General features: G+C 31.2%; 19 protein-coding genes. 12 read left to right on the top strand and 7 right to left on the bottom strand.

Annotated elements, in window-relative coordinates; translation table 11 throughout:
- Positions 1–26 precede the first annotated feature (26 nt).
- The 7 genes from mreC to HY951_02300 all read left to right on the top strand — a co-directional run bounded on the left by mreC (position 27) and on the right by HY951_02300 (position 6219).
- A complete protein-coding gene (gene mreC / locus HY951_02330) occupies positions 27–857 on the top strand; it encodes a rod shape-determining protein MreC (GenBank protein MBI5538866.1) in 831 nt (276 codons plus the stop codon).
- Positions 850–1356 carry a rod shape-determining protein MreD gene (mreD, locus tag HY951_02325; GenBank protein MBI5538865.1) on the top strand — a complete coding sequence of 169 codons (507 nt, stop codon included), beginning with the start codon at positions 850–852 and terminating at the stop codon, positions 1354–1356. The genes mreC and mreD overlap by 8 nt, the downstream gene beginning before the upstream one ends.
- A gap of 8 nt (positions 1357–1364) precedes the next feature.
- Positions 1365–3188 carry a penicillin-binding protein 2 gene (mrdA, locus tag HY951_02320; protein ID MBI5538864.1) on the top strand — a complete coding sequence of 608 codons (1824 nt, stop codon included), beginning with the start codon at positions 1365–1367 and terminating at the stop codon, positions 3186–3188.
- Positions 3185–4609: a rod shape-determining protein RodA gene (locus HY951_02315; protein MBI5538863.1), complete on the top strand. Its 1425-nt coding sequence runs from the start codon at positions 3185–3187 to the stop codon at positions 4607–4609. The genes mrdA and HY951_02315 overlap by 4 nt, the downstream gene beginning before the upstream one ends.
- 65 nt (positions 4610–4674) lie before the next feature.
- Complete coding sequence (locus HY951_02310) at positions 4675–5079, top strand: OsmC family protein (protein MBI5538862.1); 405 nt, start codon at positions 4675–4677, stop codon at positions 5077–5079.
- 3 nt (positions 5080–5082) lie between these two features.
- Entirely contained in the window at positions 5083–5463 is a 381-nt protein-coding gene (locus HY951_02305; GenBank protein MBI5538861.1) for a thioesterase family protein, read from the top strand.
- Positions 5464–5634: 171 nt separating this feature from the next.
- Positions 5635–6219, top strand: a complete 585-nt coding sequence (locus HY951_02300) for a hypothetical protein (protein MBI5538860.1) — start codon at positions 5635–5637, stop codon at positions 6217–6219.
- A 481-nt stretch (positions 6220–6700) separates the two neighbouring features.
- On the opposite strand, the gene HY951_02295 is transcribed toward HY951_02300, so the two are convergent.
- The 6 genes from HY951_02295 to HY951_02270 form a co-directional block, all read right to left on the bottom strand.
- Entirely contained in the window at positions 6701–7213 is a 513-nt protein-coding gene (locus HY951_02295; GenBank protein MBI5538859.1) for a carboxypeptidase regulatory-like domain-containing protein, read from the bottom strand.
- 124 nt (positions 7214–7337) lie between these two features.
- A complete protein-coding gene (locus tag HY951_02290; GenBank protein MBI5538858.1) occupies positions 7338–9983 on the bottom strand; it encodes a T9SS type A sorting domain-containing protein in 2646 nt (881 codons plus the stop codon).
- A gap of 67 nt (positions 9984–10050) precedes the next feature.
- Complete coding sequence (recJ, locus tag HY951_02285; protein MBI5538857.1) at positions 10051–11775, bottom strand: single-stranded-DNA-specific exonuclease RecJ; 1725 nt, start codon at positions 11773–11775, stop codon at positions 10051–10053.
- Between the two features lies 1 nt (position 11776).
- Positions 11777–12460 carry a lipoyl(octanoyl) transferase LipB gene (gene lipB / locus HY951_02280; protein ID MBI5538856.1) on the bottom strand — a complete coding sequence of 228 codons (684 nt, stop codon included), beginning with the start codon at positions 12458–12460 and terminating at the stop codon, positions 11777–11779.
- A gap of 187 nt (positions 12461–12647) precedes the next feature.
- On the bottom strand, positions 12648–13187 hold the full coding sequence (locus tag HY951_02275) for a glutathione peroxidase (GenBank protein ID MBI5538855.1): 540 nt from the start codon (positions 13185–13187) through the stop codon (positions 12648–12650).
- Positions 13188–13541: 354 nt separating this feature from the next.
- Entirely contained in the window at positions 13542–14096 is a 555-nt protein-coding gene (locus tag HY951_02270) for an HDIG domain-containing protein (GenBank protein ID MBI5538854.1), read from the bottom strand.
- A 168-nt stretch (positions 14097–14264) separates the two neighbouring features.
- Here HY951_02270 and lysS point away from each other — a divergent pair, with 168 nt between their 5' ends.
- The 5 genes from lysS (at position 14265) to nrfA (ending at position 20778) form a co-directional block, all read left to right on the top strand.
- Positions 14265–15989: a lysine--tRNA ligase gene (gene lysS, locus HY951_02265; GenBank protein MBI5538853.1), complete on the top strand. Its 1725-nt coding sequence runs from the start codon at positions 14265–14267 to the stop codon at positions 15987–15989.
- A 259-nt stretch (positions 15990–16248) separates the two neighbouring features.
- Positions 16249–17367, top strand: coding sequence for a hypothetical protein (locus tag HY951_02260; GenBank protein MBI5538852.1), 1119 nt, complete (start codon positions 16249–16251; stop codon positions 17365–17367).
- Between the two features lie 416 nt (positions 17368–17783).
- Positions 17784–18326: a hypothetical protein gene (locus tag HY951_02255; protein MBI5538851.1), complete on the top strand. Its 543-nt coding sequence runs from the start codon at positions 17784–17786 to the stop codon at positions 18324–18326.
- Between the two features lie 6 nt (positions 18327–18332).
- Positions 18333–19214 carry a 4-hydroxy-tetrahydrodipicolinate synthase gene (locus HY951_02250; GenBank protein MBI5538850.1) on the top strand — a complete coding sequence of 294 codons (882 nt, stop codon included), beginning with the start codon at positions 18333–18335 and terminating at the stop codon, positions 19212–19214.
- Between the two features lie 148 nt (positions 19215–19362).
- The gene (gene nrfA / locus HY951_02245) at positions 19363–20778 is read left to right on the top strand and encodes an ammonia-forming cytochrome c nitrite reductase (GenBank protein MBI5538849.1); all 1416 of its coding nucleotides are present in this window, start codon (positions 19363–19365) and stop codon (positions 20776–20778) included.
- A 51-nt stretch (positions 20779–20829) separates the two neighbouring features.
- Here the strand turns inward: nrfA and HY951_02240 are convergent, their stop codons facing one another.
- Positions 20830–23799: a serine hydrolase gene (locus tag HY951_02240; protein ID MBI5538848.1), complete on the bottom strand. Its 2970-nt coding sequence runs from the start codon at positions 23797–23799 to the stop codon at positions 20830–20832.
- Positions 23800–23804: the final 5 nt, after the last annotated feature.

Below are 23804 nucleotides of genomic sequence, written 5' to 3'. Positions count from 1 at the left end.
GGACAACAAATCCATGATTTCCTAACATGAGAAATTTATTTAAATTTATAATTAGATATCACGTAACCTTATTGTTTATTGTTATTGAGTTTTTCTCATTATTTTTAACAATACAAACAAATAGCTTTCAACGTGCTTCATTTATAAATTCGTCAACAGAAATCTCTGGACATGTTTACAGTTGGTTTAGTTCTGTAACTGAATACCTGTCGGTAAAAGACGAAAACGATAAACTTGCACTTGAAAATATCGCATTACGCAAACTTTTAAAAGCGAATTACATAAATAATTTTATAACACTTAAAACCGTTAACGATTCATTATACAAACAGAAATACGATTATTTCCCAGCAAAAATCATTAATAATTCTGTAATGCATCAGAATAATTATTTAACATTAAACAAAGGATACAATCAGGGTGTAAGAAAAGATATGGCAATAATAAATCCACAAGGAATTGTTGGAATTGTTAAAGATGTATCACCAAACTTTGCAATAGTTATACCTGCAATTAACATTAATGCACACATTAGTGCTAAAATTAAAAAATGGGGTTGTTTTGGAACAATTTCCTGGGATGGCCTAGATTACAGAAAAGCACAATTAAATGAAATACCATTTCATATAAAACTTTCAAAAGGCGACACATTGGTTACAAGTGGCTATTCATCAATGTTCCCTGAAGGTATTATGGTTGGCACTATAAGTGATTTTGATTTAAATGATGGAAAAGATTTTTATAATATTAATGTAAATCTTAGTACAGATTTTATGAGTCTTAATCATGTTTATGTTATAAGTAATTTATATAAAGATGAACAAAAAGAATTAGAAAATACTTTAGGTAATGATTAGTATTTTACCACAAAATATTGCCCGTTTTATTATTCTGGTACTCTTACAGGTACTAATTCTTAACAATATTCAATTAAGCGGATTTATTAATCCATATATTTATATTTTATTTATTTTACTATTGCCATTTGAAACTCCGGCATGGCTTTTACTTATTCTAGGTTTTGTTACAGGGCTTGCAATTGATATTTTCTCTGGTACTATTGGAATGCACGCAACTGCGACTACACTTGCAGCCTATTCAAGACCATTTATTCTTACATTATTTTCACCAAGAGACGGATATGAAAGCAGAACCTCACCTACTCTAAAACATTATGACATAGCATGGATTATAAGATACACAGTAGTAATGATACTCATCCATCATTCTACTTTATTTTTTATTGAAATTTTCAGATTCTCAGGTTTCTTCTACACTATGTTAAGAATATTAATTAGCTCGGCTTTTACTTTTGTGCTAATAATTTTAAGCCAATTCCTATTTTATAAAAAATAAGTCACTATATGATTAACCCTTATAGTAATAGGAAATACATAATAGGTGGAATATTTATTGCATTCGCATTAATCTTTGTTATAAGGTTATTTTATCTTCAGATTATAGACACAAGCTACAAATTCTCAGCCGACAACAATTCTCAAAGAAGAATAACAAAATACCCTGCTCGTGGCGTTATTTATGACAGAAATGGCAAAATAATGGTTTTTAATGAAGCTGCCTTTGATTTAATGGTTATACCACAACAAACAAGAGCTTTCGATACAATTGATTTATGTAAGATACTTGAAATAGAAAAAGAAGAATTTACTAAAAAGTATAAAGAAGCAAGACTTTACTCAACGTACAGACCCTCAGTTATTGTATCACAAATTTCATCAAAAACATATGCTATCTTACAGGAAAAACTTTTTAAATTTCCCGGTTTCTTTGTACAGGGCAGAACATTAAGAAAATACCCACTTCCAATTTCTTCGCATATTTTGGGTTATGTAGGTGAAGTTGACCCTAGTACAATTGAAAAAAATCCATATTACAAACAAGGCGACTACATTGGTATTAGCGGCATTGAAAAAACTTATGAAAAATACCTGCGTGGTCAGAAAGGTGTTAGTATTTTTATGGTAGACGTTCATAACAAAATAATGGGAAGTTTTGCAGAAGGAAAATTTGATACAGCAGCTGTAATTGGAACCGACATAAAAACTACAATTGATGCAAACCTACAGTATTATGGCGAAAAATTAATGAGTCATAAAAAGGGAAGTATCGTTGCCATTGATCCTTCAACCGGTGAAATATTAATGGTTGTATCGAGTCCATCTTACGATCCAGGATTACTTGTTGGTAGAATCCGTTCTGCAAACTATGTAAATTTATTAAAAGACACATTAAAACCATTATTTAATCGTGCAGTAATGGCATCATATCCTCCGGGCTCTACTTTTAAACTTGTAATGGCACTTATCGGCCAACAGGAAGGTGTACTTGGACCTAATTCCAGATACCCTTGTTCTAAAGGATATGCACCACTTGGAGGTCATCCTAAATGCCATCCTCACGCTTCACCACTTGACTTACAAAATGCAATAGGTCATTCATGTAATTCGTATTTTTCTTATGTATTTAAATCTGTAATTGAAAATAAAAAATATCATAATACCTATACTGCTTTCGAAGCATGGAGAAACATTGCACTAAGTTTTTGTATTGGAAAAAAAACAGGATCTGACCTTGCACACGAATTAAGAGGAAATATTCCTTCAATAAAATATTACGATAAAATTTTCGGAAAAGGAAAATGGAAAGCTTCTACTGTAATCTCTTTAGGTATTGGACAGGCCGAAATGGGCATTACTCCATTACAAAGTGCAAATGTAGTTGCAATAATAGCAAACAGAGGTTGGTATTACACTCCTCATATAGTAAAAGCAATTGGCAGCAATGCAAACGATACAGTACTTAACAGATTTAAGGAAAAACATTATACAATGATTACTGACACAACAATATTCTCAAATGTTATTCAAGGAATGAGTGATGCCGTTCAGAGCGGTACAGCAGCATCATTAAAAATTGAGGGTATTGATTTTTGTGCAAAAACAGGAACTGCCGAAAACCCTCATGGTAAAGATCATTCTGTTTTCGTAGCTTTTGCCCCAACTTATAACCCTAAAATTGCAATTGCTGTATTAGTTGAAAACGCAGGTTTTGGTGCAACATGGGCTGGTCCAATAGCAAGTCTTATTATGGAAAAATATTTAACAGGTAAAACAAAAAGAGCTGACCTTGAAAAACATATTATGGAAACTAATTTAATTGGAGATTGAAAAGAAAAATTAACATATTAAAAAGTACCGACTGGCTTATTGTTAGTTTTTATGTTGTTCTGGTAATTTTAGGCTGGATTAATATTTATGCTGCAGTTTACAATGAACAATACAGTAGCATTTTCGATTTTTCTCAGCGCTATGGAAAACAGTTAGTATGGATTGGTGCAGCATTTATTATAGCATTAACAATATTTCTTGTAGATAGTAATTTCTTCTCGTTTTTCACGTGGCCTATTTATGGAACAATGCTGGTGTTTTTAATTTCAGTACTTATTTTTGGTAAAGAAACAAATGGGCAAAGAGCATGGTTTGAAATAGGTAGTTTCAGACTTCAGCCATCAGAATTTATGAAGTTTGCTACAAATCTGGCATTAGCTAAATTTTTAAGTAGTTATAATTTTAAAATTCAGAATCTCAGAAGTCTTATAGGAATAGGATTAATTATATTTTTACCTTGCGGACTAATTCTCTTACAAAATGACACAGGATCTGCATTGGTTTACCTTTCTTTTGTGTTTTTGTTATACAGAGAAGGATTGACACCTTATGTGTTATTCTTTGCCTTAATGACTATAATACTATTCTTAATAGCTATGCTTGTTGAAAAATTGCTAATTATTGAGATTTTACTTGTGGTTGCGCCAATTGCTTTCTTCCTTTTAAACCCAAAAATAAAATTAGTTGGTATAGGAATAGGTATTTTTGCAATAGCAGCCTCAATATTTTACGGTGTTAATGCAGCTTTACACTATAAATATTCGATGTACTATGTATTTTTTGCAGCATTATTCTTATCAGCAATAATTATTCTGATAATTGCTAACAAAAAGAAAATTGCATTTGCTACAATGATAATGATCTTTTTAATTTCATCTGTATCATTTACATTTGCAGTAAATTATATCTTCACAGATGTACTAGGCAAACATCAACAGGATAGAATTAATGAATTACTTGGAATAACTTCTGATCCATTAGGTACTGGTTATAATGTAAATCAGTCAAAGATTGCAATCGGCTCAGGAGGCTTTGCTGGCAAAGGTTTTTTACAAGGCACACAAACTAAATTTAATTTTGTTCCTGAACAAAGTACTGACTTTATCTTTTGCACAGTTGGTGAAGAACGTGGTTTTCTAGGCACTGTTATAGTAATATCACTTTTTACAATATTGTTATTACGATTGGTATTCTTAGCAGAAAGACAACGATCTTCCTTTAGCAGAATTTATGGCTATGGAGTTGCTTCAATTTTATTTTTTCACATTGTTGTAAATATTGGAATGACTATAGGATTAGCACCGGTAATAGGTATTCCACTACCATTTTTTAGCTATGGAGGAAGCTCACTATGGTCATTTACAATACTTTTATTTATTTTTATTAAATTAGATTCCAACAGATTTGAAAATCTGGCTTAAAAATATCAAATAAAAATATTAATTAACAATATTCAATTTAATATTAACAATAATCAATAACTAATATGCCAACATCAAAAGTTACTTATTTAGGAGATTTAAGAACAAAAGCAGTTCATTTGTCATCTAATACTGAAATTATTACTGATGCACCAATTGACAATCAGGGCAAAGGTGAAGCCTTTTCTCCTACCGATTTAATTGCAACTGCTTATGCAAGCTGCATGTTAACAATTATAGGAATAGGTGCCAAAGGTCATGGATTTTCTATAGATGGAACTACTGTTGAAGTAACAAAAGTTATGGGCGATAATCCAAGAAGGATAGTGGAAATAATTGCCGATATTAATTTTCCTCCAAATAACTATACTGATAAACAAAAAGATTTTTTTAAATTAGTTTCGCAAACCTGTCCCGTTGCAAAAAGCATACATCCAGATATTAAACAAACTATAAAATTTAACTTTTAGATTATGGAAAACAAATTAACTATTGGAATTGAAGGAAAAATAGAGCAATTTGTTACAAAAGATGATACTGCAGCAAAATACGGCTCAGGTTTAGTTGAAGTATTTGCAACACCTGCAATGCTTGCATTAATGGAAAAAACCTGTTTAAACAGTGTTTTAGATTACCTAAATGATGGTTTTAACACTGTTGGAACTGAAGTTAACATTAAACACATAAAAGCAACTCCTGTAGGTAAAAAAGTTTATTGCAAATCTGTTTTAAATATAATTGAAAACAAAAAACTGGTTTTTTCTGTTGAAGCCTTTGACGAAGAGGGGAAAATAGGTGAAGGCACCCACACTCGTTACATTATTGACACAAAAAAGTTTATGGAGAAATTATAATTTTTTACTTATACAACATTGATTATATATGTAACTTTTATTATTGTATTAATTGTATGAATATTCTATATTTATACATTAATTATATTAAGACATATCTAATAAACTTAAATGCATTACACATACTTATAAACTAGCTATGTAGCATTTTAATAAAACTACTCGACAATAATGAGCAATTTTTCTAACATAGGCTTTAATGTTACGACACCAGAAGAATTTCAGCAGCTTCTTGACAAGGCATATATAACAAGCCATCAAATAAAAATAAACGAAGGTGCTTATTCAATTTACTCAGACATTTCTGGGGCAGAATTATTCATGCAATTCAATAAAAAAAATATATGTATCGGAGCAAATCCGCACTACAAAGGAATAAGCAGAAGAACTGTTTGCCTAACTAAAGCCATTGTGAGAACAGAAAGTGATCTTGATGGAGCTTTTCATTGTTGGGCAGACCCAGCAGAAATAAATATTCCAGATAGCGGTGCTTATCCGTTTGTTTTTGACTTACCTGACTTTAGGACAATAGGACAAATTGATTTTCCTAAAAATTTTGATGTCCAATTGACAGCCTTCGCACAAGAACTCAACATTTATGAAAGCGAAAAAGAATACAAAATTAGCCAGACTTCAGAACTCAAATTTGCAACTCAATCATTTATTCCAAGTGGACTTTTTTCACTTGGTGAAGACAAAGACTCTGTTTCGCCTCAGGCATTGGGAGTTTTTTCAGGGATTATTAAAGCAATTTGAAAAAAAACGTAACGGATTAACAAATGAGGAGTTTTATTGGTTATTTGTTGACACATTAGGTGGGGAAATTGATATTGTTGCTGACATGCGATTTTTTGAAAAAGCCCCAGTTGTGAATGGTATAATTAATGGACAATTTTGGCTTTCAGGTCAACTTATAAATGCCCCAAAAAGAGAATTGAAAGATCTTAAAACCTTTTTTAATAAACTATTTAGAAAATAAAAACGCCACATAATACCACCTACGAAAACAATTAGTAGTAATGTGCAACTTGACAACTATAACATTAAATAAAATTCTTAGTAGTTTGAACTATCCAAATCCAGTAGTTCGTAACCTCACTAAACACTATACATATTAATAATAAATAAGAGCCGTATTAACCGGTTCTTAAATATTTTATATTTTCAAAATAAACTTTTTTACATATACGTTTCTATCATCCTTTAGTCTTATAAAATAGCTTCCTGCAGATAAAGATTAAGGAATATTAATCTGGTAATTATATACTCCTTTTTTACAATCTGCTATATTCAATACTTGTTTTATTGTTTCACCCAACTCATTAATTAATTCTATGCTTATTGAATTCTCTTTTGATAACTCAAAATTCACAATCATAAACTCCGATAAAGGATTTGGATAAACTTCAAATGATTTGAAACCAGACTGAATAAAATGTTCTGTTACACCTGATATTGTATCCATAAAAATTCCTCCACCAGAAGTTGTGTCTAATATAAAATTATAATTATCAAGCAGTGTATCATTTGAGCCAACAGAAATATTAATAAATGTAGTTAACATTGGATATCCAGGCACATCAACAACCAAATGATATTGATTACCTATTGGTATATTTTTTAATATATAATCACCATCCTGATTTGTTAATGCAGATTGAATTGGAACATCATTTGGTTCTTGCTCAATAAGTATTTCGGCGCCTGGAACTGGTTCGCCAGAAGCAGTTGTTCCTTCAGTCTGCGAAATTTAATTACTTAATAATAAATATCAAATAAACAACATTCTGCAAATTATTAAGATTATATGTTTTGTTTAATTATTCAACAGTTTATAATAAAAAAAAGACCGATAAATCGGTCTTTTTTTACTTCTATTTTTTGTACACTATTTTCTTAATCAAAACCTGATTATCTACTATTAACTTAAGAAAATAAACTCCTGAAGGTAATGTTGACTGTGGCTGCCACGTTATTATAACATTACCTTTATTGTGTTTATCGCTTAATAAAAGCTTTACTGGCTCACCTGAAACATTTAAAATTTCAGCATTTATGAAAACATCTTTTGTCAAATTAAAATCAAAAGAAATATTACTATTAAATGGGTTGGGATATGCATTTAATTCAAATTTTTCATTCGTAAAAGTATAAATCTGAGTTTGTAAAGTATCTGCCATAATACCGCCATTAATAGTAGTATCAATGTAAAAGTTCATATCTTCATAAACTGTATCTGTGATTGTTATTGGAATGTTAACATGTGAACTGATTAATGGATAGCCCGGAATATCAACTTCCATACTATATAAACCTCCTGCTTCTAATCCATTAACTTCATAATATCCGCTATTATCGGTAAAAGTTGCTTGTACCGGAACATCATTAGGCTCCTGCTCAATTAATATTTCAGCACCCGGTACAGGTTCCCCTATTTGTTTTGTATAAGTAAACAAATATATATGGCCTGAAATAGATCCAACTCCAGTCTCCATTGCATTCATCTCATACATCTTAATTGGAAGATTAAAATTATCATTACATGCAATCGAAATGGTATCTGCAATATCCCAGTTAATAACAGTATCATTTAAAGAGTAATATGAATTTAAATAATTAGGATAATATGATGTACTGTCAATCTGAAGTAAAATTTTATAATTTCCGGGTTCTACATTACTAAAATTATATAAATTTTGTAAATCAATTGTATATGATGTTATACTATCAAGTTCAAGTGCTGTTCCTGTTGTACCTAATTTATAAAGTATAGCTTTTCCATGGTTCTCTAAAATATATCCGGAAGAAGTTATTCCGGTTCCATTAATTGTTGCTAAAGTCTGATCTGTTAATGTTGCATAGTAATAATCAAAAGTGTAAGAACAACCAGTACCATCAGTCACAAAAACTTCATATGTGCCGGAAGTTAATCCACTAAGCGTATCTGCCCCTGAATATCCTGTCCAAGAATATGAATAGGACCCACTTCCTCCATGTGGCACTATAACAATCTGCCCTAAATTACCAATACAATCAGGATCAGTCGTATAAACATTTACCCCAAATGGAGCTGGCTCAGTAATTTCAACAGAATCAGTAATATTACAACCTGATTTTGCACCTGGAAAATTATAACTAATATCTAAATAATATTTCCCTGCAGGTAAATTAGTATATGGTCCAACACTACCAACCATATTATGCATAGAATCATATAGACCAGATGTGTATCCATTTCCATAAATACCACCTATTAAGTCAATACTTCCTTCGTATCCATAAGTACAAGAATTATTATTTACCTGAATATCATAATCATATGCAACAATTTCATAAAAAGATTGTGCTGTACCTTGTTGTCCAAACAAGAAATGCTGACATCCATCAGGCATACAAAACATAGTATATATACAATCATCATTTAAATCATCTCCAAAAATTCTTTCAGAAATTAAGGTTCCGTTACTAATATCTAAAAGCACAACATAATTCTGTTTATCACCACTTAAATTAGTAATATAACCGGATACGACTAAACATTGTGTCACATTAAAATTAGCCATTCTTACAGTAAACGCCTCTTCATTAAATTCACTTCCTATTGTTTTTGTCCACAGTGTATCTCCAGTATAAGAATCAAAAGAAACAATCAGCATATCTTTATTATTTCCCAAAACACTGGTATCAGAATACCCAACAGCTATAGTATTTCCAGGCATATTATAAGAACCGAATAACTCTTGATTACCTGGCATAAAAAAAGTTGAATCCCACACAATAGTATCCTGAATTATTGAATATAGAGTTGAATGTATATCTTTGTCAATACCAGAAAGTGATGAAGAATTACCTGTAAAAAGAGCATATCCATCGCCAATTGTTAATGATGTTATAACATCTTCTCCTATTCCACCAAAAGTAGTATCCCAAAGAACAGATGTATTACCATCAGCATAAATCTTACCAAACCAGAAATCTTTATTTCCTGCACTAAGTTCTGAATAACCACATGCCCAGAAATTAAATGAATATGGCATTTCTTGTTTTACAAACTTAGCTTCCTGATTATATGGAGCAGATATAATAAGATGATTAGTACTTTTTGTTGGCTGTACTCCTCCAGCAATATCAGAATAATTAATTAAAATATCTCTGTCTCCTATTGCTACTTCCTCATACCCAACACTAACAACTGGTGTGGTCGATGTAGCATTTCCATCACTGATTGCAACAGAATATAACACGTTCTCATTTAAGCTAATATAAGGAGTATAAATTGCAGTATCTTCTGTCATCTGGTTAAAAGCAGATAAAAATCCTGTTTTTTTACCAGATAATGGATTAATTGAATAACCACATAATACATTCATCATTGGAGGTATTTGATCTGAACCTAGAATATTTTGCTCGGCAGATATTGACCAGTTTCTATGCAATGTAATTCCGGGTCTGTAAAGTTGTGCAGAAGCTTCAAAACCAATAAGTATTAAAGCCATAAAAATAAGATTTCTAACTTTCATATAATTTGTTATTAAAATAATCGAGTAAATATAATAATATATAAAATTAAAAAAAATGCTTAAAAACCTATTCGTAATTTTTTAATCTTATATCTCTTAGTCTTAATTGAAGTGATGTTTTATTCATAAAATCATTCTTATCTATTGAAAAACACACATCAAAAGTTCTGCATTCAGCTACTTCCACCGCCTTTTTACCTAATTGAAAACCAATTGCAGGAAATATTAAACCTGGACAGCTATCATGCATTAAATCAAGCTTCAGATGTTCATTTTTTTTACCTACAGTTTTACCGGTTCCCGAATCATAAACATTATAAGTACCAAATATTGGCGACATATTTCCTGGTCCAAATGGTTGAAAACGCTGTAGTATTCTAAAAAATTTCGCATCTATTTGCGCAAGATTTAAAATATCATCAATCTCAATATGTGGCGTAAGTTGCTCTTTAGTAATATTATCTGAAACAACTTTCTCAAACAATTCTGTAAATTTATCTAAATTCTCAGGTTTCATTGATATACCTGCAGCAAACATATGTCCACCATAATTTTCTAATAAATGTCCACACTGATCAATAGCATGATATAAATCAAAACCTTCCACTGTTCTTGCTGAACCGTTTATTAATCCATTGGACTTTGTTAAAATTACAGTTGGTCTGTAATAGTAGTCAATAAGCCTGGATGCAACAATCCCAACAACTCCCTTATGCCAGTCTGCGTTAAATAATACAGTTGTTTTATTTTCTTTTAGTGATTTGTTAGAATTTATCATTTCATGAGCATCAGAGAATATTTTCTGATCCAGATCTTTCCTGTTCTCGTTACATTCATTGATATCTTTTGCAAATCTAAAAGCATCTTCTTCATTTTGCGAAACCAGCAATTCTACCGCTTTTGAGCCTGTTTCAATTCGTCCGGCAGCATTTATTCTTGGTCCGATTTTGAAAACGATATCATTGATATTCATTTCCATGCTTTCAATTCCGCTTACCTTCTTTATCGCTTTTAGACCAATTACAGGATTTTCGTTTAACTTCTTCATTCCAAAATATGCAAATATTCTGTTTTCTCCTGTCATTGGAACAATATCAGAAGCAATACTTACGGCAACTAAATCCAAATAAGTATAAATTGCATCAAAAGAGATATTTCTTTTGGTACAAAATGCCTGAATCAATTTAAATCCAACTCCGCAACCGGAAAGCTCTTTAAATGGATATTCACAACCTGGTTGTTTTGCATCTAAAACTGCTACCGCATTTGGAATAACATCACCAGGAAGATGATGATCGCAAATAATAAAATCAATTCCTTTGGAATTTGCATATTCAATTTTCTCAACTGCTTTAATACCACAGTCAAGTGCAATTACTAGAGTAAAATTGTTATTAGCTGCATAATCAATACCCTTAAATGATATACCATAACCCTCACCATATCTATCCGGAATATAATATCTTATTTTAGAGTGTCTTTCTTTGAAAAATGAATATGTAACCGCTACAGCTGTTGTTCCATCTACATCATAATCGCCATAAATAAGTATTTTTTCATCGTTTGCTAAAGCTTTTTCAATCCTTGTTATTGCTTTATCCATATCCTTCATCAAAAAAGGATCGTGTAGCTTTGTTATATCAGGATTAAAAAACTCTTCAGCATCTTTGTATGTTTTAATGTTACGCTGTACAAGTAAATTTGCAATTACCGGGTCAATAGATAAGCTTAAAGCCAACTCCTGTATCAGCGCTTCATCCCCTCTTGACTTTAAAACCCATTGTTTTTCCATTTCAGTTTATATCGAGATTTAAGTTTAATGCCAGATTTTTTTTAAGGACTTCTTTTACTTCTTCTATTGGCATATTTTTACCAAGCTCGTTTTTCATAGAAGTAACACCCTTATCTACAAATCCACAAGGATTTATATATGAAAAATATTTTAAATCGGTATTTACATTAAATGCAAAACCGTGCATAGTTACAAATTTTGAAGTACGAACTCCAATAGCGCAAATTTTTCTGGTTTTACCTGGTATATTAACATCAAGCCAAACTCCTGTTGCACCTTCTAATCTTTCCGAAGTAATTTTATAATTTTTTAGAGTTTGAATTACAGATTCCTCTAATGCCCACACATACTTTTTTATTCCTAAACCAGCAGCTTCCAGATCAATAATAGGATAGCCAACTATTTGACCAGGTCCATGATAAGTAATATCTCCGCCCCTGTTAGTTTTATAAAAAGTTGCGTTAATTTGTTTTAAAACTTCATTATTTGCTAATAAATTATTTTGCTCTCCACTTTTCCCAAGGGTATATACGTGAGGATGTTCACAAAACAAAAGGTAATTTACTTTTGCTCTTCCAAAATTTTCTTTTTCTAAAACAACTTTCTCATGTAATCTTTCCTGAAAATCCCATGTGTCCTTATAATCAGAATTTTGCAAATCTTTTACATGGGTTAATAATTTCATCTCTTGCTTTAAAATTTTTTCTTAAAGTTAATTCCAAAATTCACATTTGACAAATATTTAGAAGCTGTACTGCATTTTTTTTTACAAAATACACATAACTCGTTTTATTGCAGAAATAAAGCAATATCACTTTAAACAGAATAAAAAAATAATTTTAATTATCTTGATGAATAAATTAACTACAAAATTATTTTCCAGTAATCCAGTTTACAATCTTATCACAATCAGGTTTTTCTTTTGGAGAAGCAAAATCAACTATTTTTCCATTTTCATCAATCATAAATTTCTGAAAATTCCATTTAACCGGAGCATCTATAACACCATTACTTTCTTTTTCTGTTAACCATTTATATAAAGGATGAATATCATTTCCTTTTACTGAAATTTTCTCCATCATTTGAAACGTTACTCCATAATTCTTTGTACAAAATTCCTTAATTTCTGCATTTGTACCGGGCTCCTGACTTAAAAAGTTATTAGCAGGAAAGCCAATTATTACAAATTTATCTCCACCATATTTCTTAAATAAAGATTCCAACGCTTCATATTGAGGAGTAAAACCACATTTAGACGCAGTATTGACAACCAATACCTTTTTCCCTTTCAGGCTTGATAAAGAAAAATCATTCCCATCAATCGTTTTTACAGTAAAATCGTAAAAATTTCCAGTCTGTGCATTAATAATTAAAACACTGAACATAAACATAAAGAAAAATATTTTTTTCATGATTTTTTTAATTTTGATTATTAACAAATTTACAAAATATAAAGCTTATATATTTTTGGTAACAATTAATAATCACAAATTTTATAGTTTTTTAATATAAAGAGTGTTTATTAAAATCCATAAGTTTATTGAAGCGAATAAAATTCACATAGATATTATAGTAGTTTTACTTACTAAATCGGTTATCCTTTCAATGAAGTCATTGCGAAGCATACGAAAAAAAACTGAAGCAACAATTACGAACGAATTTCGTGAAAAAGTTCTCAAGCGCAGCAAAATCACATAATTTTTTAAATTTATAGAAACTAAAAATTCTACAATGAAATTGCAGGGTTTTAACCTTTATCTAATAAATTATAACCCTATTTCTTCACTTACTCTGCACATTGCTTTTACAGCAATTTCAGCAAACTGCGACAATGGAAGTCCAATCTTTTCGCACTCTAAAATATTTTCTCTTTTAACAGATGCAGCAAAATGTTTCTCTTTCATTCTTTTAACAACAGAGCTCGGCTTTACCGAAGCTACTTTTTTATCGGGATATACCATTGTTGTTGCAGTAATTAATCCGGTAATAGTTTCGCAACATGCAAGTGCATACTGAAAAGCTGTTGATCTTGGTAAACCGGCAGCAACTTCGTTATGCATTTTTATTGCATCAATTATTTCAGCATCTACTCCTAAAGGTTTTAATATATTTTCAGCTTCCAATGCATGAATATATGGATCTCCATTTGTAATTTCAACATCAATATCATGAAGTAAACCTGCAAGTGCCCATTTTTCTGGATCATGATTTAACATCACTGCCACATCATACATTACAGCTTCTGATGCAATACAATGAGCAATCATTCTGTCGTTTTTAATATACTTACTTAATAATTCCAAAGCATCTTCTCGTTTCATAAATAAAAATTCAAATTTTAAATACAAAATTACAAAACGAAAAAGAAAAATACTCATAAAAAATTCAACATGCTATATTCCATGTGATTAAAACAGATAAATTGAATTGACAAATCACTAATCAGAATTAATTTCAAATAATTATCTTTGCAATAAATAAAAAACCATATGAGTCTGATAGAATTAAGTGAACAGGAATTAGTGCGCAGACAAGCACTTGAAGAATTACAAAAACTTGGAATAGAAGCATACCCAGCAGAAAAATTTGAAGTTAACGTTACAACATCTGAAATACTTGCTTTTTACAGCGAGGAAAGTAAAAATTTCCAATCTGTTTCTATTGCAGGTAGAGTAATGAGTCGCAGAATAATGGGAAGCGCTTCTTTTGCTGAATTACAAGATGAAAAAGGAAGAATACAGCTTTATTTAAATCGTGACAGTATATGCACCGGTGAAGACAAAACTTTATATAATACAGTTTTTAAAAGACTTGTTGATATTGGCGATATTATTGGCGTTACCGGTTATGTATTCACTACAAAAATGGGTGAGATTTCAATTCATGTTAATGATATTAAAATATTAAGCAAATCGCTTCGTCCACTCCCTATTGTAAAAGAAAAAGACGGTCAGCTTTTTGATGCATTTACAGATCCTGAACAAAGATATAGAAACAGATCTCTTGATTTAATTGTAAATCCAAACGTTAAAGAGACTTTTATAAAACGCACCAAGGTTGTTAACACCATGCGCAATTTTCTTAATGAAAAAGGTTACTTAGAAGTTGAAACACCTATTTTACAACCTTTATATGGTGGTGCAGCTGCACGTCCGTTTAAAACACATCACAATGCACTCGATCAAACATTATACATGAGAATTGCTAACGAGCTTTATTTAAAAAGACTTGTGGTTGGTGGCTTTGATGGTGTATATGAATTTTCAAAAGATTTCAGAAACGAAGGAATGGACCGTTTTCATAATCCAGAGTTCACTCAAATGGAGCTTTATGTGGCTTACAAAGATTACTACTGGATGATGGATCTTGTGGAAGAAATGGTTGAAAAAGTTGCTCTTGCTGTTAATGGAACCACACAGATACAAGTTGGGGATAATGTTATAGATTTTAAACGTCCATGGAAACGATATACAATGTACAGTGCAATTCAGGAGTTTACTGGCATTGACATCTCTAATATGAACGAAGCAGAACTTAGAGAAACTGCATTAAAACTTAAAGTAGGTATTGACGAAACAATGGGTAAAGGAAAACTTATTGATTCTATTTTTGGCGACACTTGTGAAGCCAAATTAATTCAGCCAACTTTCATTATGGATTATCCTATTGAAATGTCTCCTCTTGCTAAAAAACACAGAACAACCGAAGGTTTGGTTGAACGTTTTGAAGCAATTTGTAACAGTAAAGAAATCTGCAATGCTTTCTCTGAACTAAACGACCCTATTGACCAGCGTCAGCGCTTTGAAGGACAATTAGAATTAGGGAAACGTGGCGACGATGAAGCTATGGTTTTAGACGAAGACTTTTTACGTGCTCTAGAATTTGGAATGCCACCAACAGCAGGTTTGGGAATAGGTATTGATAGGCTTTCAATGATTATGACAAACTCTGCATCTATTCAGGATGTTTTGTTTTTCCCACAAATGCGACCAGAAAAGAAAGCTGCAAAAGATGATAATGATAAATATACAGCATTGGGAATTCCTGAAGCATGGGTTAGTGTTATTCAAAAAGCCGGTTATAACACTATTGAACAACTAAAAAATGCTAATCCTAACAAATTACACCAGGAAATGTGCGGATTAAATAAAAAACTAAAACTCGAACTTCCAAACCCAAAAATTGAAGAAGTAAAAGCATGGATTGAAAATTAGTTAATAAGTTATAAAGTTAATGGTTAATAAAAAGAGCATTCTATAATTCAGAACCAGCGGCCTACTGTCATCCTGAGGAGCCTGCGCTGAACTTGTCGAAGGGGAGTCGAAGGAAGGTAGGCAAAGTAAAAGACTTTATCACTTAATGTAACATTTTGTAACGAAATAAAATCTAAATAACAAGTAACAGAACGATAATAATTAACAATATTCAAATATAAATCCTAAATCGAATATCGTAAATCCTAAATATTAAATTATGTCAATAGAAATTCGTGAAGCTATAACCAAAGACGACTTAAAGAAATTTGTAAAATTTCCATTCGAATTATATAAAGGCAATAAATACTGGGTTCCATCAATAATCAAGGATGAAGTTAAAAGCTTAATGCCAGAAACAAATCCTGCTTTTGAAAATTGCAAAGCTAAATTCTGGCTTGCTTATAAAGACAATAAAATTGTTGGAAGAATTGGTGCTATTATTAACCAAACATTTAACGAAAAAACAGGCGAAAAAAACGGCCGTTATACCCGTTTGGAATTCATCAACGATCATGAGGTTGTAAAAGCTTTAACTGAAAAAGCTGAAAAATGGCTTAAAGAACAAGGAATGACTCAGGTTATGGGTCCGCTAGGCTTTAACAATCTTGATTTACAAGGAATGTTAGTTGAAGGTTTTGACCACATACCTTCTATTGCTTCAGTTTATCACATGCCTTATTATTTAGAACATTTAGAAAAACTTGGTTACTTAAAAGAAATTGACTGGGTAGAATTCAGATTGACATTAACGGATGCTCCTGTTGACAAAGCTAACCGTGGTGCAGGATTAATTATGAAACGTTTCGGAATTGAAGTGGTTCAATTTAAAACCATGGATGAATTACTTCCACATTCTAATGAAATTTTTTCAATTCTAAATGATGCTTTTAGCGATTTACCTTTTGTTTCTCCATTCTCACCTAAAATGATGGCATTTTATAAAGAAAAATATATTAAAATTCTAAATCCTGAATTTGTAAAAATGCTCAGACTTAAAGGCGAAATGGTTGGCTTTATAATTGGATTACCAAGTCTATCTGAAGCAATGCAAAAAGCAAACGGAAAACTTTTCCCATTTGGATTTTTGCATATTCTTAAAGCCAGAAAAGGAATAGATGTAATGGATCAATTGCTAACCGGAGTTAAGAAAGAAGTTCTTGCTACGGGGGCTGGTGTTATTTTAATGGCTGAAATTCAAAAGCAAATGCTTAGCAAAGGCATGAAATATATTGAAACTACAGGTATATTTGAGACGAATATTAACGCAATTTCTAATTGGAAAAACTACGAACATATTCAACATAAGAGAAAAAGGTGTTTTAAGAAAGCACTATAATTTAAAAGATTATTAATTTCAAAAATATTCTGTAACTAATTACCTAACAACAAAAATAACTGATAACACAGCTTTGCAAATTCATAAACTATTATTATTATTTGAATAAATTTAAAAAGCTTATTAAAAACCAACCAAAAGATACTTTTTTTGGTTTTCATTTTTTTTACAATTTGCTTTTTACTTTTTTTCTTATTTGACATATTTTACGATTTAAAATTAAATTTCAAATCGCGTGTCCGCAATAAAGATAATATGCTTTTTATGCTTTCTAAATATTATTAAATTAATTGCTAGAAATATTTAGAATAGTGATAATTTGAAGATTACATTTGTCAAGCAACTATAAACAACCATTTGTTCTTAATTCTTGTTAAGAAAATTTTATAGAATTAAGTATTTATGTAACTTGCGTCGTGAAAGCATTAGATCAAATAAAGCATAAAATTGGCAGGTCTAAACTAAAAACCAGCCTTAAAACTCATGAGAGAAATAAATTCTTTCACAACTTTAACACAGCACGCAGTGTAGGAATAATTTTCGATGCAACTGACCATACAAATTATGAATCGGCACGTACTTTTGCTAAATTCCTAACAGAACGCAAAATAAGAATTTATGGTTTAGGCTTTGCTGACAGTAAAGAAGTTATGAATTTTTATTCTTACTATACCGGATTTAATTTCTTTACAATAAAGGATACTAACTGGCAAGGTATACCAAGTAATCATAACATAAACGATTTTATTAATGAAAAAATTGATATTTTAATAGACCTACATCAGGGAGAAAATTTTCAATTAGAATATATTAACGCAATGTCTAAAGCAGAATTTAAAATAGGACCATATACTACTAATCCTAATTATTATGATTTAATGATTGATATAAGCACTAATCCAACTGCTGACTTTCTTTGCGAACAAATAAAACATTATCTATCTATAATTAACCAATAAATAATTATGAAAAGTTTTACAGGAACAGGAGTTGCATTAGTAACACCTTTTAAATCTGATAAAAGCGTAGATTATATTTCATTAGAAAAATTAGTAAATCATGTAATAAATGGTGGTGTTGAATATCTTGTAGTATTAGGTACTACAGCTGAAAATCCTACACTTTCAGCAATTGAAAAAAATACTATCACAAAATTTATTGTAGAAAAAAATGCTGGCCATGTTCCTATAGTTCTTGGTGCTGGTGGATCTGACACTCAAGCTGCAATTGACAATATTAAAAAAGCTGACTTAACAGGAATTGATGCAATACTTTCCGTAACACCGTATTATAACAAACCAAACCAACAAGGACTTTTTGAACACTTCAGTGCAATTGCCAATAATTGTCCACTACCAATTATTTTGTACAATGTTCCTGGCAGAACAGGTGTTAATATGACTGCTGCAACAACATTAAAACTGGCAAACTCATTTAAAAATATAATTGCAATCAAAGAAGCTTCTGGTAACATTGAGCAAATAATGGGAATCATAGAGAAAAAACCTGCACATTTCGAGGTTATTTCAGGCGACGATGGAATCACTCTTCCACTAATTTCTGTTGGTTGTAGTGGTGTAATCTCAGTAGTTGCAAATTCTTTCCCAAAAGAATTCTCAAAAATGGTAAAACTTGCAATTGAAGGTAAATTCAATGAAGCAAAAACTCTTCATTATAAACTTTTAGAATTCTCAAGATTAATATTTGCTGAAGGCAGTCCTGTTGGAATTAAATCTGCTCTTACTTTACAAGGTTTAATTGAAAATCATCTAAGACTTCCTATAGTTCCTGCAAGTAAAGAGTTAGAAGAAAAAATCTCAAACTGGACTAAAGCATTTCACTCTTAATATTTCTGCTTTATAACATCTAAATATATTTTACAATTTGTAATTGAAGTTTTATATTTGCGGTATTCTAGTATTTATTTACCATTATTATTAATTAAAATTAAATTATATGAAAAGGATTAAATCAAAAATCAAGGTATTGCTTAAGATGCGGGTTGTAACAACAACATTAATTGTAGTTATAGTAATATTATTTTTATCAGCATTTGTTAAAGATTTATGGCAATGGGAACCCAGAAATGAAGTATGGGGCAAAAGATGGCCTTTAGAATATAGTTCATTTTTAGAAACTAAAGACACTACATTTAAGAGTTTGCATAATGGTAGTGCAAAAACAGACATGCTAGAAAAAGATCCAAATATGGTAATACTTTGGGCAGGATATGCATTTTCAAAAGAGTACTGTCAGCCACGCGGTCACTTTTACGCAGTTGAAGATGTAAGAAACACACTTAGAACCGGTGCACCTAAAAATGAAACAGAGGGTCCACAACATGGTTCGTGTTGGGTTTGTAAAAGTCCCGACGTACCAAGAGTAATGAATGAAAAAGGAATTGACGATTTTTATACAAAAAAATGGAGTGCATTAGGTTCAGAAATCGTAAATCCAATAGGTTGCTCTGATTGCCACGAACCAGTAACTATGAATTTAAGAATAACAAGGCATACACTAATTGAAGCCTACCAGCGACAAGGAAAAGATATTACAAAAGCAACAAAAGATGAAATGCGATCATTAGTATGCGCTCAATGTCATGTTGAATATTATTTTAAGGGAGATAATAAACGTGTTACATTTCCTTGGGATAAAGGTATGACAGTTGAGGATATTGAAAAATATTATGATGAAAATAACTTTACAGATTACACTCATGCTTTAAGTAAAACACCTATTTTAAAGGCTCAACATCCGGATTATGAATTATACACAACAAGTATTCATTTCGAGCGTGGTGTTACTTGCGCAGATTGTCATATGCCTGGTACTACAGTTGATGGAAAAGCAATTACCGATCATCATATTCAGAGCCCATTAAATAAAATTGAAAATACATGTGGTGTATGTCATTCCGGACACGAAGCAAAAGAATATGTGAAAAATGTTACAGACAGACAAAATAAGATACAAGAAATTAAAATAATGCTTGAAAATCTACTTGTTAAAGCTCATATTGAAGCTAAAGTAGCATGGGAAGCTGGTGCTACAAAAGAAGAAATGGATCCTGCAATTAAACTTATAAGAAAATCGCAATGGAGATGGGATTTCGCAGCTGCAGGAAACGGAAGTTCATTTCATGCACCATTGGAAACTGCAAGAATTATTTCAAACGGAATTGAGATGGGACAGGAAGCAAGACTTATACTTTCAAAAGTATTATTTACGCACGGTGTAACAAAAGTTGAATATCCTGATATTTCAACAAAAGAAAAAGCACAGAAGTACATTGGTTTAGATATTCCAAAATTGGTTGCAGATAAAAATACTTTTATTAATACAGTAATTCCTGATTGGAAAAGTAAAGCAAAAGAAAGAGAAACTAAATACGATACTGAAAAATACTAGTTGTTGATTTTAGGTTAAAAGGGACTGGCTTTAATTTGCTAGTCTCTTTTTTTATTTCTCCATTGCCTCATATACAACATCCAGCACTTTGTTGCGAACTCCAAGATTATTTAATTTTTTGTTTTCTGCATCAGGATAAACACGATTTGAAAGAAAAATATAAATTAAATTACTCTCAGGATCAACCCAAAAACAAGTACCTGTAAAGCCTTGATGTCCGTATGTTTTTAATGAAACAGGTTTTGATACTGGTGAATCTTTAGATTTATCAGGTTCAGGTTTATCAAATCCTAACCCTCTCCTATTCTTTGGACAAAACTGACATGAAGTAAAATCGTTTACCGTAGAATGTTCATAATATTTAACACCACCATACTCTCCTTCCCATAACAACATCTGGCATATTTTAGCAACATCATTTGAATTAGAAAACAATCCTGCATGACCTGCAACTCCGCCCATAAGTGCCGCTCCCTGATCGTGAACAAAACCCCAGACAGTTTGTTTTCTAAAAACAGTATCATTTTCAGTTGGTACAATCTGCAATTTATTATATCTTTTTAAAGGATTATAACCCATTGTTACAGCACCAATTCTTTTATAAATAATGCTATCAGAAATAAAATCCAGTGATTTATGAGTTATTGCTTCTGTAACAGAATGCATCAAATAAAAACCCAGATCAGAATATTTATACTCTTTAACAGGCAGTAATTTTGATTTAAAAATCTGTTTATATATAGAATCTTTATAAGAATTCATTACATACATACTATCAGCAACTTGCAATAATTTTTTCTTGTCAGGTAAAAATGAAAAATAAGTATTTCTTTTTACTTCATTAGTTATTAACCCCGGATAAAAAGGAATCCATGGTACCAATTCAGCCTGATGCGTAAGTATATCTTTGATTAACAGATTTTCCTTATCAGTGCCTTTTAGCTTAGGAAGATAATACCCCAGATTTTTATTATAATCAAATTTTTTAGCATCAAATAAATTCATTAAAACAAGTGTTGTTGATAATGTTTTTGTCATTGATGCTAGATCGTACAAATCATTATTATTTACAGGATATGTTTTATCATAAGTAAAGTACCCAAATGATTTATTATAAATAACTACACCATCTTTTGCAATAAGAACCTGACAACCAGGAGTAGCATGCTTTGCAATTGCATCATTAACTATAGAATCAATTGGTAAAAGTTTTTTACTTTCAATCCCTATATCCTCAGGAATTGAATATTTTAAACGAACCTGTTTGTCTGTTTCAATACCAAATCCATATGGAAAATCGGCAGAAATATTAACCGGTAAATGTCCCTTTGCAGAAATTCCACCAAATAAAACCTGTGGTGCAATCTCAGCAGGATAACGAGTATCGTCATATCCAATAAGAATTGCTTTTATTTTCTTAATGTTATTAATTCGTGAAATACTGTAAGGACTTGCAAAAAGGTTTAAAACAACATTATTTGAATCAGCAAGGTTTGAGATAAAATCAATACTTTGATCAGTAAAATTAAAAGTTCGGAATGAGTATCTGTTGGTTTGTTTTAAAGAAACAATTACAAGATTAAAATTTTTAAGAGTATCCTTTAACTGTTTCAATTCTGCAGTACTTAAATCTTTTTCAACATTAAACTGAGTTATTTTCGCATAAAGACTTAAACTCTCCTGAAATATACCTTTTTCAGTTTTTCCAAAGAATACTGAGGCAATCTTTAAAGTATCTAATCTGTTAAATGGAATGATTTTTTTTTCATTTTTAACAATAGTCAATGAATTTTCTGTAAGTCTTCTGTTTATTAACACATCTTCAGGAGTAAATAAGTCCTTCATTAAATTTGCTGTATCAACATACTGACAATGATCCAGACCAGCCCACTGTTTTACCTGAAGTATTCTTTTTACATGTGCATCAATATCCTGCTCACAAATAATTTCATCTTCAATAGCTTCTTTAATAAGACGAATTCCCATTGGGACTTCTTCAGGACAAAGCAAAATATCATTTCCAGCCAGCAATGCTTTTAAAGCAGCTTCACCTGGTTTAAAATACTTTGTAATACCTTTCATATTTAAACCATCAGTGAAAATTAATCCCTGAAACTTCATTGTATTCCTTAACAAATCATTAACTATTACAGGTGAGAGACTTGTAGGATATTTACTATTAGGATTTAAAGCAGGCACCTCTAAATGCGCTACCATCATTCCCCCTATTCCTCTGTTAATAAGCTGTCTGAAGGAATACAATTCCAAACTATCCAAACGTTTCCGTGTAAATCCAATATATGGTAAATCACTATGAGAATCAGTTTTTGTATCACCGTGTCCGGGAAAATGCTTTCCTACTGCAAGAACATGCATTTCCTGCTGGCCACGCATATATTCATATGACTTTTCTACAACCATTTTTTTATTATCACCAAATGATCGCATGTTAATTACCGGGTTTAACGGATTATTATTAACATCAAGCACAGGAGCAAAATTAATTTGGATACCCATTCTTTTCATCTGTCGTCCTATTGCTTTTCCCATCTGGTAAATCAAATCATTATCCTTAATTGCCCCAAGCTGCATTTGCAACGGGAATCTCATTGTAGAATCAACACGCATCGACAAACCCCATTCTCCATCAATACTCATTAACAAAGGCACAGAAGTAATTGCCTGCAAGTCATTCGACATTTTTGCCAATTTCAATGGATTTGATGATTTAAAAAATATTATACCACCTACTTTGTATTTTGATACAAGTTCTTCAACTTCTGCATAATGTTTTTTATCTTTCTCTGGATGTGCGGAAACCATGAAAAGCTGTCCTATTTTTTCATCTAAAGTTAAAGTGGACAAAACAGAATCTGCCCAGGCTTCAGATTTCTGTGAATAAATCCGGAATGGAATCTTTGTATCATCAACAGGTTCAACAGGAAAATTTTCTTCCATTCTGAATCCTGAAAATGAACTAAGTATACCTGGTAAAAATAAAATAAAAAGCCAGCGTTTCACAAAAA

This window comes from Bacteroidia bacterium (assembly GCA_016218155.1).
Lineage (GTDB): Bacteria > Bacteroidota > Bacteroidia > Bacteroidales > GWA2-32-17 > GWA2-32-17.
This window is presented reverse-complemented; position numbering and strand designations above follow the sequence as displayed.